Raw genomic sequence first — 13582 nt, forward strand, 5'->3', positions numbered from 1 at the left:
CTTCACGGGTGCAGCATAGAACCGTTTGGTCCTTATTAGCAACGCATGGTTCGCATAAGGAGGTTGGGATGGGGGACGAGTTCCTTTCGCCCAAGCAAGTCGCCGATGAGTACCCGCTGCTGGGCACGGTCGCCGCACTGGCCGAGCGTCGGTGGCGTGGGGATGGGCCGACGTACATCAAGACCGCTGAGGGGCGGTCCGGTCGCGTCTTCTACAGGCGCACCGAAATCGAGAAGTGGCTGGATAGTGCCACCGTCACACCGCGGAGCGCGGCATGACCAAGCCCTCGCGCCCCACGCTCGCCGACATCCGCAAGGCATGGCCCGCCACGGTGCCCGTCACCCAGGCCGCTAACGCGCTCGGCTGCAGTCGGTCCCACCTGCACAACCTCATCAACCGGGGCGAAGCGCCCGTCAAGACCCTCCCGCTCGGTCGACGCCATGTCGTCGTCACTGCGGACCTGATCCGGCTTCTCTCCGGAGAGCCCCCCGCGACCGCGCAGGAGCAAGGAGCGGCATGACCATGAACGCAGAAACGCCCCGGGCCGAATCCGGGGCGTTTCAGAAAGTCTCCGCGGCGAGCGGGTCGACTACGGCCAGCTTGCCACACCACGCCGACGAGGCGCACCAGGGCGGACTGTTCCCGGCCGAGGAGCGCACTCCCGTCGCCCGACCGCTCGTGCTCATCACTCGCGGACGCGTCGAGTTCCTGGCGCACTGCCCCCGCTGCGCCGACTGGCACAGGCACGTACACCTCGGCCTGGTCACCGGCCCTTGCGGCACCGAGTACGACCTTCAGCCCCGACGCGCGAAGGGGGCCGCGGCATGAGTGACTGGCAGAACGCCCTCGACAACGCTCTACAGGCCGCGGCCACGCACGAGTTCGGCGTCATCCCCCTCTCTCTGCGCAAGCTGCCGGCGCTCGCGTCACCGCACAAGGTCGACCCTCCGGGTACGCCCAAGTGCCGTGGTGAGTGCGGGCGGTTCGGGCACGGCGTGCACGACGCGACCAGCGACCCCGACCGCATCCGCGCCATGTTCGAGGCGGCGCGGCACGCGACCGGCTACGGCATCGCCTGCGGCCGGCCGCCGCACTACCTGATTGGCCTCGACCTCGATCGCGACGCCGAAAAGCAGGTCGACGGCGTATGGGAGCTGCGGAAGCTGTGCGCCCGTAAGGGCATCGCCGTACCCCGAACCGTCATCATCCGAACCCCCCGCGGCGGCTATCACGCCTGGTGGACCGGCCCATCCGATGTGAAGGTGCCCAACCGGGCCGGACAGATCGCCCCCGGGGTCGACGTGCGGCACTCGGGCGGCTACCTCGTCGGCCCCGGGTCGCGCGGCGAGCGCGGCCTGTACACGCTCGCCTCCGATCCCGACGCCGTCACCGTCCACCCGATCCCCGAGCAGCTGCTCACGCTGATGACCGCAACCAAGGAGCAGCCGCGCCGGATCGTCGGCGCACGAGCGGCGGCCCCGGCGAGCGGCGGCCGCGCCCTCGTCGCGCTGGTCAAGTTCGTCCTCGATGCCGCAGAGGGGCAGCGCAACAACCGCCTGTACTGGGCGGCATGCAAAGCGTTCGAGCACGCCGCAGCCGGACGGCTCGACGCCAACCAGGCCGAGGACGCCCTCACCCGGGCCGCCTTCGACATCGGCCTGCCGGACAAGGAAGCCGAGGCGACGCTCCGGTCTGCCCGCGACGAGGTGCTGGGAGCCGCCTGATGACCGACGACAGCAAGACCACTAAGGACCGCGCCGAGGACATCGTGAAGGACGCGGGAGTCGACGTTGAGAAGGGCCGCGGGCCCTCTCAGGCGTCCCAACTCGCTGCCTTGGCGCGTGAACGGTACGAGCTGTTCATGTCCGAGGACGGTCGCCCCTACGGTGTGAGGAAGGACGGAGGGAACACCGTGTACGCCCTCCGCGGCCGGGCCGGACTTCGCTCTCACCTGGCCCGCATGTACGCCGACGCGCACGGCGGGTCCGTCCCCTCCCAATCCGCGCTGACCGACGCTATGACCGTCCTGGAAGGCGTCGCTGCCGACGCCGAGCCGCAGCAGCTGCACATCCGGGTCGCCCGCCACAAGGAGCGCATCGTCGTCGACCTGGCGACGCCCGAAGGCCGCTGCGTCTCCATCGGTCCGGACGGCTGGCGTCGGGAGGCATCGTCACCGGTCCTGTTCCGACGCTCTGGAGCCATGAAGCCGCTGCCCGAACCGATCAGCGACGGCGACGGGCTGGCCAAGCTGAAAGACCTTCTCAACACCGGGGAGGAAGGTTTTCAGCTCCTGGTCGCCTGGCTGGTCGCCTGCTTCATCCCTGATCTGCCCCACCCGATCCTGACGTTCCGTGGGGAGCAAGGCACGGGCAAGTCCTACGCCGCCAAGATGGTCATCGGCATCGTCGACCCGTCCGGAGCACCCAAGCGGACCGCGCCGCGCGACATCAAGGCGTGGGCCACGCAGGCGTTCAACTCCTGGGCCCTGTGCCTCGACAACGTCTCGATCATTCCAGATTGGCTTTCTGACGCACTGTGCCGCGCGGTGACTGGAGACGGCATCGTCGACCGCGCCCTGTACACCGACGACGATGTGGTGGTCCTGGAGTTCCGGCGTGTCCTCGCCATGACCACCATCGACGCCGGAGCGCTCGCGGGAGACCTGGCCGAGCGCCTCGTAACCATCGAGCTGCACACCATCCCCGACGCCAAGCGGCGCGAGGAGAACGAGATGGATGCGGCCTATGCCGAGGCGCATGCATCCATCCTGGCCTCCCTGTTCGACCTGCTCGCCCGAGTGCTGAAGGTACTGCCCGACATCGTGCTGAGCGAGCGCCCGCGCATGGCGGACTTCGCGCGGGTCCTTGCCGCGGTCGACCAGGTGCAGGGCTGGAACACGATGGAGAGCTACCGGGCCAGCGCACGCGACGCCGTTGCAGACGTCCTCGACGGCGAGCCGTTCGCCCAGGCCGTCGTCGCGCTCGTCGACCGCGCTGGGCCGGAGGGGCTGACGCTCACAACGCAGCAGATCCTCGACACCGTCGACACCCCGGACAAGCTCCCGAAGAAGTGGCCGAAGGACTCCACGCGCGCCGGCGGTCAGTTGAAGCGGCTCGCCCCCGCGCTTCGGACCATCGGCATCGAAGTCGACGACTCCCAGCGCGGCCCCGCCCCGAAGCGGCAGCGCCTGTACAAGCTGACGGCAACAGCAGATAGAAGGTGCGCGACAGCGTCCACAGCGTCCACCCTGGACGAAAACGAGGGCCTGACCAGCGGAAACGGGGTGGACGCTGGGGTGGACGCTACAGCGTCCACCCCCACTCCGGACATGGACGCTGTGGACGCTGGCATGGACGCTGCCCTCTTCTCAGCGTCCACCCCGGACGCACCGTCTGAGCAGGGCTTTCCCGCGCTGATGGACGCTGGGGACGCTATGGACGCTGAAATGCGCCCACTCTCTGAACTACGCCCCCAGACCCCCTGCGAGCGCTGCAGCCGAATGCAGTGGAACGCCCTCGGATCACCCCTTTGCGGCGCTTGCCGTGACGCTGCCTGAAGGAGGACCAATGCCTGACCGCACCCTCACCCCTGGCCCGCTCGCCGCACTCACCGACGACGTCCGCGACCACGGGTACGCCATCGTGCAGACCCGCATCGAGCGCGCCCCCGCCCGTCTCCGCAGCACCCGCTGTGGCGAACCCGACGGATGCACCCGATCAGCGACCCTCCTGACCGTGGCGCTCGCCGAAGTGACCGACGAGGGCGACGCCATCGGCTTCCGATTCGAGCGCGACGGCCGCGGGGAACTCGTCCGCCTCCCCGTCTGCGACGAGCACCGCGTCGAGGCCAGCCACGACCTCTACTACGCGCTCACCGGACGCACACGGCCAGACGGCATCCGGGCGTTCGACCTGCCCGGCCATCACATGAGTTGGGCCGACGAGGACGGCCGGCCGTGACCGCCCGCCGCCGCTGCGCCACCTGCGACCGGCCCCTGCCCGGGAAGCGCGGCAGGCCGTGCGTGCGCGGCTGCGGCGCCCACCTCTGCCGAACACCCCACACCCCGCCCTGCAACGACGTACACGGCGGCCAGTGCCCCCACCTCACCCCACCCACCGAGGAGCCCCCAGTGACCCTGCGCGACATCGACGGCCCCGCAGAACTCCGCGCCGGCCTCGCCCTCCTGACCGCCACCCACCAGATGCTCGACGGCAGCCTCACCGGCCCGCAGTACGCGCGCCTCGTCGACGAGACCACCACAGAACACTGGGCAGACACCCCGCAGGACGCCGTGCGCGCCGTCGCCTACCTCGGGGTGCGCATCGCGTCTCTGTTCGCCACGGCCACCGACACGGACATCGACGTCGTCCTCGGCTTCCTCGGCTGCGAACTCGCCAGCCTCCCCGACAGCTAGATCACCCGCCCACAGAACACGCCCTACTCCGTAGGAGTTTGTGGCACTATGTGACCAACTCCCCTTGATGGGAACGGTGCTGGGTCGCACCACACAACAGAAGAGGCGGCACACGGCCGCCACCGGTACGCCGGAGCCCACGCCGGGGCACGAGCTACACGCCACCACCTGGGCCACCACCTACCGGGATTGAGATTCGACGCCCCGCCCAAGGCGGGCTGCGTCGCCCTTCCCGAAAGGCGTACCTCATGACCCCCAACGTCTCCCTGCCCCACCTCCGCGCCGCCCGCTCCCAGGCCAAGGCCGACATGGACGCCATCCTGGCGACCGTCGAGGCCGAGAAGCGCTCCAGCCTCTCCACCGACGAGCAGACGGACTTCTCCGCCAAGCGCGACGAGATCCGCGCACTCGACGAGCAGATCGAGAGCGCAGAAGCCGCGGAGCAGCGCTCCGACGCCGCGGCCGAGCTCCGCGCCCGGTACGCGCCCAAGACGGCCTCCCTGAGCGTCACCAGCAACGAGACGACCTACCGCAAGGGCGACGTGCACGGGCACTCCTGGGTGCGCGACATGACCGCCGTGGCGCTGCGGGCCGACGCCGACGCGGCCGGCCGCCTGCACCGCAACACGCGGGAAGTCGCCCTGGAAACCCGCGCCCTGTCGACGACCGACGGATCCGGCGGCGAGTTCGTGCCCCCGCTGTGGCTCATCAACGAAGCCGTCACCCTCGCCCGCGCCGGGCGCGTCATCGCCGACCAGGTCCGCAAGCTGCCCCTGCCCCCGGGCACCGACACGATCAGCCTTCCCCGCATCGCGACCGGCACCGCGACCGCCGAGCAGGCCAGCCAGAACACCGCGGTCCAGGACACCGACGCGACCACGAACAGCGTGAGCGCCAACGTGGCGACCATCGCGGGCAAGCAGACCGTCTCGCAGCAGCTCCTCGACCAGAGCCCGGTCAACATGGACGACGTCCTGCTCGCCGACCTCGTCGCCGACTACGCCGTCAAGCTCGACACGTTCGTCATCAGCAACAACGCGGCGAACAAGCGCGGCATCCTCAACGTGTCCGGCATCAACGCCATCACCTACACCGACGCCACCCCCACCGTCGGCGAGCTGTACGCCAAGGGTGCCGACGCCATCCAGCAGATCCACACCGGGCGGTTCCTGCCGCCCGACAAGGTGTTCATGCACCCCCGCCGGTGGGCCTGGTTCACCGCCAGCCTCGACACCCAGGGCCGGCCGCTCGTCGTACCCACCGCGAACATGCCGCAGAACGTCCTGGCCGCCATGGGCGACGTCGTCTCCGAAGGGTTCGTCGGCACCTTCCAGGGCCTGCCCGTCTACGTCGACCCCAACATCCCCACCAACCTGGGAGCAGGCACGAACGAGGACCGCATCATCGTCGCGCGCACCAACGACGTGCTGCTGTACGAGGGCGTGCTCAGGGCCGAAGCCTTCCGCGAGACCCTGGCCGGCCAGCTGTCCGTGCTGCTGCGCGTGTTCAACTACGCGGCCATCCACGCCGAGCGGTACCCCAAGGCCGTCAGCGTCATCGGTGGAACCGGCCTGGTGCCCCCGGTGTTCTAGACCCGGCAGGGCGTCAAACCGCGATGTCAGCGCACGCGGCAAGGCAGTGAGGCCCGCTTCCAGGCCCATGACCTGCCTGCGCCCTGCCACATCACGACCCGTCACCACGCGTGGCGGGTCGTCGGTGCGTCCGCCGTCGAGCGGAAGCACACGAGAGGCGCCGAGCAGAGCCGGACCACTTTTTAAGAGTGCAGATGGGCGACCCAAACGCCCTTCTCGCCCGATTTTTTGCGCGGCCAAAAATCATCCGCTAATCCGGCGAGCTCGGCTCCAGCGATTTAGCGGCTGTCACTCTGCGTGATGCACGCTGAGCTGATCTTGAAGGCGCCCGTCCGCTAATCCGCTGGCGCTGGCTTCAGTGGATTAGCGAGTACAGGCCCCGTGCGCGCAGACCGTCAACAGCCGAACCGCCCCACCCTGAACGCAAAGAAGGGCCCCGCCACGGCGATCGTGGCGGGGCCCTGGGGGCGAGCTCAGGTGGTCTCAGTGGTCTGCCCCGAACCGGTCCGGCGTGAGGCGCATGCCGTCGGCGCGGGTGCGACGCCAGGCGTTGTGTGCCCGCCGGCCGACGCGCAGCCGGAGCTTGGCGTCGTGGCAGCGCGAGCACATGCGGAGCTTGCCGCGGCGCTGCACCTTGCCGATGCCCTCGCACTTGCGGCACGGGGCGAACGGCTTGACCCAGCACAACACTGCGTAACCAGCGGCCCATCCGGTCAGGCCGAGGGCTATAGCGAGCCAGAACATGGGTGTCCTCCTGCTGAAGTGGGTGTTTCCCGTTTCCTGGGGCCGCCCCTGCTAGACGCTAGGTGCCTGTTCAGGGGCGCTTTTTGGTGCTAGCGGGCCTGCTAGACCTAGCGGGTGGGGGTGCTAGGTCTAGCGGCCGTACTGGGCTATGCGGCGCTCCGGTCGGCGTCACGGCGAGTGATGGCGGCGGCGATGTCGGCACGCTGGATGCCGCGCCGGTTGGCGCCCTCGCCTTCGTCGGTCTGCCCCCACACCTGGCCTGTCTTGATGCCCCACGGCTTGAGCGCGGTCGTGACGTTCTCGCCCTTCCACTCGCCGTAGACGTCCGGCCTCAGGTCGGCGAGACGGGCGGCGATGCGCTCGCACCAGACGGCCTTCTCGTCGACACCGATGGACTTGAGGACGTCGCCGAGGACGTCGAGGCCGGCCACCTTCGCGGGCCCCTCGCCGAGAGCGTGGCCGGTGATGTTGCCGTAGTCCTCGCGCATCTTCCGGGCTCGAGCGACGACCAGTTCGGCCTTCGGGGCGTCGATGAACGCGGACGAGACGATGCGGGGTTCGTCGCCCTCGCCGGCCATCCAGCAGATGCCCAGGTCTCGGCGGCTGAACATGGTGGCGCGGATACCGGACTTGTAGGCGCCGGTGCTGAGGATGAGGTCGTTCGCGGTGTGGCCCATGACCTTGAGCGCGAACCGCAGGATCGCGTTCGCGCTGATGCCCGTGGGCAGTGACTTCGCGTCCGGGCGCTGGGTGGCGTACATGCCGATGATGCCGAGCGCGGGGCCGCGCTTGGTGATGTCGGTGCAGATGGATTCCAGCTCGGCGCCGTACTTGTCGTGCTCGAACAGCACCTGGCACTCGTCGATGCTGATGGCGATCGGGTGCAGGCCGAGGGACTTGTCGTTGGCCAGAGCCGGGGTGACCTTCGACTCGGGGCAGCGGGAGCGCGGCAGGCTCTTGATGACCTTCGCTCGGCGCCGCAGCTCGGCCTTGATCTCCCGCAGCGCGTGCAGGATGTACTCGATGTCCTCGTCCTCCTCGCCCGCCCGGTAGCGGTGGCAGACCGGTTCCAGGGCGCCGAAGTCGCCTGTGCCTTTCAGGTCGAACGCCAGCAGCACGGCCCGCGGGTCGAGGGCGCAGATCAGCATCAGCAGCCTGAGCAGGAACGTCTTGCCCATGCGGGGGACAGCGCCGATGACAATCGACGCGAACATGAGGGTGACCTCAACCCACCGCATCCGCTGGTCGTTGCCGAAGACGACCGGCTTGAACAGGTCGACGCGGCCGTCCTTCAGCAGCGGCCAGGCCGGCTTCGACTGCTCGTTCATCGGCTTGTCACCGACCCACAGGACGAGGCGCCCCTCGTGCTCGTCCTCGTCGCCGGACGGCCACACGCAGCCGACCTTGCGGCGCAGACCGGAAGCGAGCTGCTCCCGCTTCTCCATCACGTCGTCGGGGGTGACGCCGTAAGGCAGGTCGAGGTCGGCTCGGTAGCCGGGCCCGTCCCGGGTGATTTCGCTGGTGAAGCGCATCCCGTCCATGTCGCCGCCCCTCTTGATGGCGGCCGAGACCTTCGGGTTGCCGATGCTGTCGAGGGCGCGCAGCACGATCGTGCCGGTCAGCTTCTGCAGCTCGGTGCGCATCACGGCCGGGCCGATGACGGGCGCGTCGGGCTGCTGGCCGAAGTAGCCGAGGGTGAGCACCCCGCCGGCGGCGAACACCCACAGGAACTCGGGGGCGATGACGTACAGGAACAGGGCGAAGCCGAGGCCGAAGATCATGGCGACGACCGTGACCAGGCCGCGCAGCCGTACCCGGTTGCCGCGCAGGCGGGCCAGGTGCAGGTAGTCGTCGACGTCTTCCTTGCGCACGGCGTAGTCGCGCAGCGGTGCGGCTTCCCGGTCCCACAGCCACCTGTTCGTCGACGCCACGAACCGGCAGGCGCCACGCGGCGACATGGCGGTCAACTGGAGGCTGTACCAGGGCAGGCGCAGCCCGTGGTACAGCGAGGCGTACCCGGCGCGCGCACTGGTGTGTTTGGCGGCTGCGGCGAACTCGGTGCGGCCCTTCAGCCATGCGGGCAGGATCGGCCGGCGCTTCTCCTTGACGACGCCAGGCTTGGGCAGGTTCGGGTTGTCGACGGGTACCGGCGTACTCGGTGTCTCCGCCGCTTCGGGTACGGCGAGTACGGGCGTGTCAGGGGGCTCGGTAGTGGCGGGTACGAAGGTGTCCGTCATGCTGGTCTCTCCGGTTGCTCGTCAGGGTGATCGGGAGCACGGGGCGGCCGGGTGTACCTGGCCGGGTACGGCCGCCCCGTGGCGTACCTACTTCTCGGCGGCGCGTTCGCCGCGCAGCTGGGCGTTGTCCTTGATGCGCTCCAGGCGCCGCTTCTGCCGGTCGGTGAGGTTGCCGCCGCGCACCATGGCGACGCCGATCGTGAGCCCGTTCAAGGCGATCTCGGTGGCGGTGTACTTGGGCTTGGGCTTAGCCACGGCTGGTCTCCTCAGCGGTCTCGGGCAGCTGGTCGGCGAGTGCGGTGAAGGCGCGGGAGGTGTCGGCCCACAGGGAGCCGGCCGCGGCGTACCGCTCGATGCGGTACTGGTCGTCGCGGTTGCTGCTGCGGGCGTAGTCCTCGGCGCGGACGGCGAGCTGGGCTGCGCTCTTCGCGGCGTTCTCCGCCTCGATCAATGCCTGTTCACGGGTCATGTGCTTCTCCTCAGGTGACGATCTGGCCCTTGTGCTGGGAGGCGGCGCAGTTGATGCACGCCTGGCAGTCCTCGCCGGGCCCCAGGCCCTTGTGCGCCTCCTTCGAGGCGTAGGCGTGGAACCAGCACCGCCTGCACTGGCCGCGGGGCGGGTTGAGGGCTTTCCGGCTCGTCATGGGGCTCTCCTCGGTCGGTGGCCTGCCGGGTTGGCCGGCCCCACCGCACCCCCGCCGATGACTCCAATTGGAGTCATCACACGGAGGACGGAAGGGCAGGTCAGCCCTTGCTCTGCAGGTCGCGCCAGATGCTCCGCAGGATCAGCAGGCAGACGGTGGCGCAGGTTGCGCCGATCGCGATGGCCACGGCGAACAGCGAGGCGACCAGGCCGACGGACACGACCACGCCGCCGATGACGAGCCACTTCGTCGGGTTGAACTCCTGCTTCACCGGCTGCGGTTGGGCGGGCTGCTGCTGTGCGTTGAGCAGCTGCTGAGCAGCGAGGATCGCGAGGATCTGCCGGGTCGTTTCCGAGTTCTCGGCGGCGGCCACCGCATCCCGGGCCGCCTTCTCGATGTCGCTCACGGCGTCGCCCCCGCCAGCTGCTTCACGGCGTCGCGGAAGCCGTCCTGGTACTCCTTGGCCTTGTCCTGTCCCACGCCGAGCCGCTCCTTGATGACGCGGATGGACGGGACTTGACCGCCGAGGATCTCGTCACGGAACTGCATCGCAGCCCACCCGAGTTCGCGCTTGGACGACTCCCACGGCGGGACCTCAGGTACGTACTCGGCGCGTACCTCAGCGCGGGCACGCTGCACCTCGGCGGCGAGTGCGAGCGCCTTCTCGGCGGGCGCCGGCCGAGCCACGATCGGCAGCAGCCGGGCACCGTCAGGTACAGCCACGGGTACGGGCCGCACCGGGTCCGGCGCCACAGGTACGGGCTCGGCTTCGGGCACCGTCATGTACTCGGCAGGCTCCGGGTCGGCGTGGTCTTCCTCGCCGCGGGCCAGTGCGTGGGTACGCCACAGCGCCACCGGTACGAGGACGGAGACGACCACCACGAGGTCGAGGCTTACCTCCACAACCCCGGCTTCGAGGGCGTGAGCGGCCACCTGCGCCGCGCACATCAGCACCAGCGACATCGCGACGTCGAGAGCCTTGAACCACTTCAGGGCCGCGATCACGTAGCAGTCGATCGACATGGGCAGCATGACCGCGATGTACGGCTCGGCGCCGAGACGGCGGGCCAGCTCGTACTCGGCGATCGCCGTGTACGCCAGCCCGGCCCCGGTCGACGCGCGCCGGATCCATGTACGGGTCTCGTCGGAACTCATGCTGCCCCCCGCTCGTGCATCTGGGCGCAGAGGTCGCGCCACTGCAGATGGGTCGCGCAGGTGGAGCGTCGTTCGGCCGGCACCTGCGTGACGTGCTCGACGTGCAGCTTGCGCAGCAGGTCGTCGGACGCGTCCGCAGGCATGCGGGCCACGGTGGCGGTCATGACTCGCCCCCTTCTTCGAGGGCTTCCAGCTGGCGGGCGAGTGCCTTCAGTCGCCCGAGCCCGTAGATGACGAGCGCGTCGACGACGTCCCGGAGGGACGCGGCGTTGAACTCGTGGTCGCCGTCGGTCTCGATGGTCACGACCGGCCTCGTGGTGCCGTGCGTGCTGAAGGGCCGCTGCATCAAGGAGGCGGCGAGCGTCTGCACCTGGCCGTGACAGATCGTGTCGAGCAGCAGTGGCACCTCGGCGCCCTGGTGCTGGATGTCCTCGCGGTAGCCCCCGGCCGGGTGGTTGCCGAGGCACCACACCGGCTCGGTGAACCGAACGGTGCCGTGGTCGATCGTCGGCACGACGACCGTGCGGAGCTCGCTCATGCGGCACCCCCGCGGCGACCCTTGCGGGAGAGACGACGAACGTCCCGCTTCGACAGCTGGTCGGGCGTGACCCGGCAGCGGTTCGTGACGACGTTGTGGTTACGGCGCGGCATCAGGCGACACCACCCTGACGGACACGGCGCAGAGCCTCGTCCATGTCCGGGTCCGAGTCGCCGTTGGCCTGGCTGGCAACCCGGGCGGCTTCGCGGATCTTCCCCGCCAGCTTGATGAGGTCGTCCGCGATCTCGTCGGCCATTTGCGAGGTGAGGTGCCGGTCACCAGCCGCAGTCTCGACGAGGACGTGAGCCCCGCGCATACGAGCGTCCGCAGAGTAGGGATCGGCGAACACGCGGGCCGACAGGTCCAGCGCGGCGTCATCCTGAGTGAAGGACGGGATGCTCGCGCCGAAGTAGTCGCCCCAGTGAGAGACGTCGTCAACGGAGTGCTGCCACTCGTCGGCATGGTCCTCGGTGCACCAGTTGGGGCACTCGACGTAGACGAGGGCCTGGCCCTTCGTGGGCGAGCCGATTGTGGCCGGCACCAGCTTGAAGCCGGGGCGGGTCGCAGGGGGTGTCTGGACGATGGCAGTCACAGCGCCACCGCCAGCTCTGCGGCAGGGATGCCACGGTCGGCGAGGTACTGGGCGAAGGCGGAGCGGGAGACGCGAATGGTGCCGCGACCGGTACCGATGCGGTACGAGGAGAGCTGACCGGTGTTGATCTCGCGGTAGATGGTGGTGGCGTCGACGCGCAAGGCTGCGGCGATGTCCTTGACCTTGAGCGGTCCGCCAGAGGCGCCCTGCTCGGGAGCGGGCGCAGTAAGCTCATGCTGCATTCGGAGACCCAATCTCTCTGATGCGTGGGCCTCGACGGACCCGGTGTTGCGAGCACCGGGGGAAACCGTCGGGGCCTTCTTCGTGGGGCAGAGCTGAACCTGCGGCACTTGCAGAAAGTGCCGACAACGAAGAAGGTAGAGCGCTCTACCTTGCGACGTCAAGCGCTCTACCGGGTACGGTGGAAACAAACCGGAGCGCTACACCTGAAGGGGGAGTAGTCCATGGCTGAGAAGGGCACCGCCGGCTACGCCGACATCGCCGCACACTTCCGCAAGCTCATCGAGGACGGAGACCTGCAGCCCGGCGCGACCATGCCGCCGATGAGCCAGGTCAAAGACCAATTCGGCGTCAGCATCACGACCGTCAATCGGGCCTTCAGGCTGCTCAAGAGTGAGGGCCTGACCACTCCCCGGCCGGGAGCGGAGACGGTTGTCGCGGACCGACAGGGCGTCGCAGCAACGGCGGCGGCGCGGCTGGAACGCATCGCGCGCACTGGCAATGCCTACGCCCCTGGTGAGACCTCCATCAACCACACGTCAGAACTCCGCTCGTGCCAGGACCCGATGATCGCCGAACTGCTCGGCGTCGAGCTTGGCGACGAGGTCATCGTGCGTAGTCGCCTGTTTCTGCGTGACGGCAAGCCGGCCGTAGCGGCTCTGTCTGTCATCCATATGCGGGCCCTCGCACATGTCCCCGAGCTTCTGCAGCCGCAGCCGTTCGACCGGTTCTGGCAGGAGTTCTACAAGGAGCGCACAGGGCACCAGACGACGAAGTCTCCCGAGAGGAGGACGGCCCGCCACGCGTCGAGCAACGAGCTCGACCTGCTGGACGTCCACGTGCCGGAGGGCGCGGCCGTTCCGGTGCTCGTGCTCGTCAACACCTTCCACGACGACGAGGGGCCACTCGAAGTCTGGGAGGACGTTTATGCTCCGGGCCTCTGGCAGGTTGAGGGCGTGAAGCCGTGAACCATGGCCGGGTCTACGTCATCGGAGAACCGCACGGCTCCATGGTCAAGGTCGGCGTTACGGAAGGCGACCTGGCTAAGCGGCTCCGCGAGATCCAGATGATGTGCCCTGTCCGGCTTGAGGTTCGGTGGTCGCATCCTGGCAGCTTCGACCTGGAGAACAAGCTGCACCGACACTTCGCCCCGATCCGCTCCCATGGAGAGTGGTTCGAGTTCGGTGACCTTGATCCTGTCGAGACGATCCGCGCCGTGATCGAGGCGGGAGATCGGATCGCTACTCCGTGGCTTCCTCCGTGCATCCCGAACTGCGCAAGCTGCGGACACTCGTCACCTCGGCACAGCACGAACACGCGCAGTTGCTGCGTCCCGGAGTGTCCGTGCGCGAAGTACGTCAAAGGTGAGCGCGCTCCGGCTGCACAGTGGCCCGTGGAGCCGGTGCGGCCGTCCGCCTAGTGATGT

General features: G+C 68.9%; 21 protein-coding genes. 10 read left to right on the top strand and 11 right to left on the bottom strand.

Annotated features, from left to right (window positions below; genetic code table 11):
• Positions 1-68: 68 nt before the first annotated feature.
• The 8 genes from B072_RS0127050 (at position 69) to B072_RS0127085 (ending at position 6006) form a co-directional block, all read left to right on the top strand.
• Positions 69-278, top strand: coding sequence for a hypothetical protein (locus tag B072_RS0127050; protein WP_018533083.1), 210 nt, complete (start codon positions 69-71; stop codon positions 276-278).
• A complete protein-coding gene (locus tag B072_RS44175) occupies positions 275-520 on the top strand; it encodes a helix-turn-helix transcriptional regulator (protein ID WP_018533084.1) in 246 nt (81 codons plus the stop codon). The genes B072_RS0127050 and B072_RS44175 overlap by 4 nt, the downstream gene beginning before the upstream one ends.
• A gap of 80 nt (positions 521-600) precedes the next feature.
• Positions 601-828 carry a hypothetical protein gene (locus tag B072_RS0127060; RefSeq protein ID WP_158689250.1) on the top strand — a complete coding sequence of 76 codons (228 nt, stop codon included), beginning with the start codon at positions 601-603 and terminating at the stop codon, positions 826-828.
• Positions 825-1724, top strand: a complete 900-nt coding sequence (locus B072_RS0127065) for a bifunctional DNA primase/polymerase (protein ID WP_018533086.1) — start codon at positions 825-827, stop codon at positions 1722-1724. Before B072_RS0127060 ends, B072_RS0127065 begins: the two co-directional genes overlap by 4 nt.
• Positions 1724-3556, top strand: coding sequence for a hypothetical protein (locus B072_RS0127070; RefSeq protein ID WP_018533087.1), 1833 nt, complete (start codon positions 1724-1726; stop codon positions 3554-3556). Before B072_RS0127065 ends, B072_RS0127070 begins: the two co-directional genes overlap by 1 nt.
• A gap of 10 nt (positions 3557-3566) precedes the next feature.
• Complete coding sequence (locus B072_RS0127075) at positions 3567-3959, top strand: hypothetical protein (protein ID WP_018533088.1); 393 nt, start codon at positions 3567-3569, stop codon at positions 3957-3959.
• A 170-nt stretch (positions 3960-4129) separates the two neighbouring features.
• Positions 4130-4414, top strand: a complete 285-nt coding sequence (locus tag B072_RS0127080) for a hypothetical protein (protein WP_018533089.1) — start codon at positions 4130-4132, stop codon at positions 4412-4414.
• 248 nt (positions 4415-4662) lie between these two features.
• Positions 4663-6006, top strand: a complete 1344-nt coding sequence (locus B072_RS0127085; RefSeq protein ID WP_018533090.1) for a phage major capsid protein — start codon at positions 4663-4665, stop codon at positions 6004-6006.
• A 483-nt stretch (positions 6007-6489) separates the two neighbouring features.
• Here B072_RS0127085 and B072_RS0127090 read toward each other — a convergent pair whose 3' ends face one another.
• From B072_RS0127090 to B072_RS46850, 11 genes are all read right to left on the bottom strand, one after another.
• Positions 6490-6750 (bottom strand): hypothetical protein, encoded by a 261-nt coding sequence (locus B072_RS0127090; RefSeq protein ID WP_018533091.1) that lies wholly within the window; start codon positions 6748-6750, stop codon positions 6490-6492.
• A gap of 146 nt (positions 6751-6896) precedes the next feature.
• The gene (locus B072_RS0127095; RefSeq protein WP_018533092.1) at positions 6897-8987 is read right to left on the bottom strand and encodes an FtsK/SpoIIIE domain-containing protein; all 2091 of its coding nucleotides are present in this window, start codon (positions 8985-8987) and stop codon (positions 6897-6899) included.
• Between the two features lie 87 nt (positions 8988-9074).
• A complete protein-coding gene (locus tag B072_RS48365) occupies positions 9075-9242 on the bottom strand; it encodes a hypothetical protein (RefSeq protein ID WP_018533093.1) in 168 nt (55 codons plus the stop codon).
• A complete protein-coding gene (locus B072_RS0127105; protein WP_018533094.1) occupies positions 9235-9456 on the bottom strand; it encodes a hypothetical protein in 222 nt (73 codons plus the stop codon). The genes B072_RS48365 and B072_RS0127105 overlap by 8 nt, the downstream gene beginning before the upstream one ends.
• A gap of 10 nt (positions 9457-9466) precedes the next feature.
• The gene (locus B072_RS0127110) at positions 9467-9631 is read right to left on the bottom strand and encodes a hypothetical protein (protein ID WP_018533095.1); all 165 of its coding nucleotides are present in this window, start codon (positions 9629-9631) and stop codon (positions 9467-9469) included.
• Between the two features lie 100 nt (positions 9632-9731).
• The gene (locus B072_RS0127115; protein ID WP_018533096.1) at positions 9732-10037 is read right to left on the bottom strand and encodes a hypothetical protein; all 306 of its coding nucleotides are present in this window, start codon (positions 10035-10037) and stop codon (positions 9732-9734) included.
• Positions 10034-10786: a hypothetical protein gene (locus B072_RS0127120; protein ID WP_018533097.1), complete on the bottom strand. Its 753-nt coding sequence runs from the start codon at positions 10784-10786 to the stop codon at positions 10034-10036. The genes B072_RS0127115 and B072_RS0127120 overlap by 4 nt, the downstream gene beginning before the upstream one ends.
• Positions 10783-10950: a hypothetical protein gene (locus B072_RS48370; RefSeq protein WP_018533098.1), complete on the bottom strand. Its 168-nt coding sequence runs from the start codon at positions 10948-10950 to the stop codon at positions 10783-10785. Before B072_RS48370 ends, B072_RS0127120 begins: the two co-directional genes overlap by 4 nt.
• Complete coding sequence (locus tag B072_RS0127130; protein ID WP_018533099.1) at positions 10947-11324, bottom strand: DUF6907 domain-containing protein; 378 nt, start codon at positions 11322-11324, stop codon at positions 10947-10949. The genes B072_RS48370 and B072_RS0127130 overlap by 4 nt, the downstream gene beginning before the upstream one ends.
• 112 nt (positions 11325-11436) lie before the next feature.
• Positions 11437-11916: a DUF6907 domain-containing protein gene (locus B072_RS0127135; RefSeq protein ID WP_018533100.1), complete on the bottom strand. Its 480-nt coding sequence runs from the start codon at positions 11914-11916 to the stop codon at positions 11437-11439.
• Complete coding sequence (locus tag B072_RS46850) at positions 11913-12158, bottom strand: helix-turn-helix domain-containing protein (RefSeq protein WP_078506594.1); 246 nt, start codon at positions 12156-12158, stop codon at positions 11913-11915. The genes B072_RS0127135 and B072_RS46850 overlap by 4 nt, the downstream gene beginning before the upstream one ends.
• Before the next feature lie 222 nt (positions 12159-12380).
• On the opposite strand from B072_RS46850, the gene B072_RS0127145 reads away from it, so the two are divergent.
• Positions 12381-13124, top strand: a complete 744-nt coding sequence (locus B072_RS0127145; RefSeq protein WP_018533102.1) for a GntR family transcriptional regulator — start codon at positions 12381-12383, stop codon at positions 13122-13124.
• Positions 13121-13576: a GIY-YIG nuclease family protein gene (locus tag B072_RS50000; RefSeq protein WP_078506595.1), complete on the top strand. Its 456-nt coding sequence runs from the start codon at positions 13121-13123 to the stop codon at positions 13574-13576. Before B072_RS0127145 ends, B072_RS50000 begins: the two co-directional genes overlap by 4 nt.
• Positions 13577-13582: the final 6 nt, after the last annotated feature.

This window comes from Streptomyces sp. HmicA12 (assembly GCF_000373565.1).
Classification (GTDB): domain Bacteria; phylum Actinomycetota; class Actinomycetes; order Streptomycetales; family Streptomycetaceae; genus Streptomyces.

What these genes read in the sequence shown, in the direction of transcription:
- B072_RS0127130 (WP_018533099.1), bottom strand. Translation starts at nt 11,324, where the DNA reads ATGAGCGAGCTCCGCACGGTCGTCGTGCCGACGATCGACCACGGCACC.
- B072_RS44175 (WP_018533084.1), top strand. Translation starts at nt 275, where the DNA reads ATGACCAAGCCCTCGCGCCCCACGCTCGCCGACATCCGCAAGGCATGG.
- B072_RS0127090 (WP_018533091.1), bottom strand. Translation starts at nt 6,750, where the DNA reads ATGTTCTGGCTCGCTATAGCCCTCGGCCTGACCGGATGGGCCGCTGGT.
- B072_RS0127145 (WP_018533102.1), top strand. Translation starts at nt 12,381, where the DNA reads ATGGCTGAGAAGGGCACCGCCGGCTACGCCGACATCGCCGCACACTTC.
- B072_RS0127095 (WP_018533092.1), bottom strand. Translation starts at nt 8,987, where the DNA reads ATGACGGACACCTTCGTACCCGCCACTACCGAGCCCCCTGACACGCCC.
- B072_RS0127110 (WP_018533095.1), bottom strand. Translation starts at nt 9,631, where the DNA reads ATGACGAGCCGGAAAGCCCTCAACCCGCCCCGCGGCCAGTGCAGGCGG.
- B072_RS0127050 (WP_018533083.1), top strand. Translation starts at nt 69, where the DNA reads ATGGGGGACGAGTTCCTTTCGCCCAAGCAAGTCGCCGATGAGTACCCG.
- B072_RS0127070 (WP_018533087.1), top strand. Translation starts at nt 1,724, where the DNA reads ATGACCGACGACAGCAAGACCACTAAGGACCGCGCCGAGGACATCGTG.
- B072_RS48370 (WP_018533098.1), bottom strand. Translation starts at nt 10,950, where the DNA reads ATGACCGCCACCGTGGCCCGCATGCCTGCGGACGCGTCCGACGACCTG.
- B072_RS0127065 (WP_018533086.1), top strand. Translation starts at nt 825, where the DNA reads ATGAGTGACTGGCAGAACGCCCTCGACAACGCTCTACAGGCCGCGGCC.
- B072_RS0127075 (WP_018533088.1), top strand. Translation starts at nt 3,567, where the DNA reads ATGCCTGACCGCACCCTCACCCCTGGCCCGCTCGCCGCACTCACCGAC.
- B072_RS0127105 (WP_018533094.1), bottom strand. Translation starts at nt 9,456, where the DNA reads ATGACCCGTGAACAGGCATTGATCGAGGCGGAGAACGCCGCGAAGAGC.
- B072_RS0127120 (WP_018533097.1), bottom strand. Translation starts at nt 10,786, where the DNA reads ATGAGTTCCGACGAGACCCGTACATGGATCCGGCGCGCGTCGACCGGG.
- B072_RS0127085 (WP_018533090.1), top strand. Translation starts at nt 4,663, where the DNA reads ATGACCCCCAACGTCTCCCTGCCCCACCTCCGCGCCGCCCGCTCCCAG.
- B072_RS46850 (WP_078506594.1), bottom strand. Translation starts at nt 12,158, where the DNA reads ATGCAGCATGAGCTTACTGCGCCCGCTCCCGAGCAGGGCGCCTCTGGC.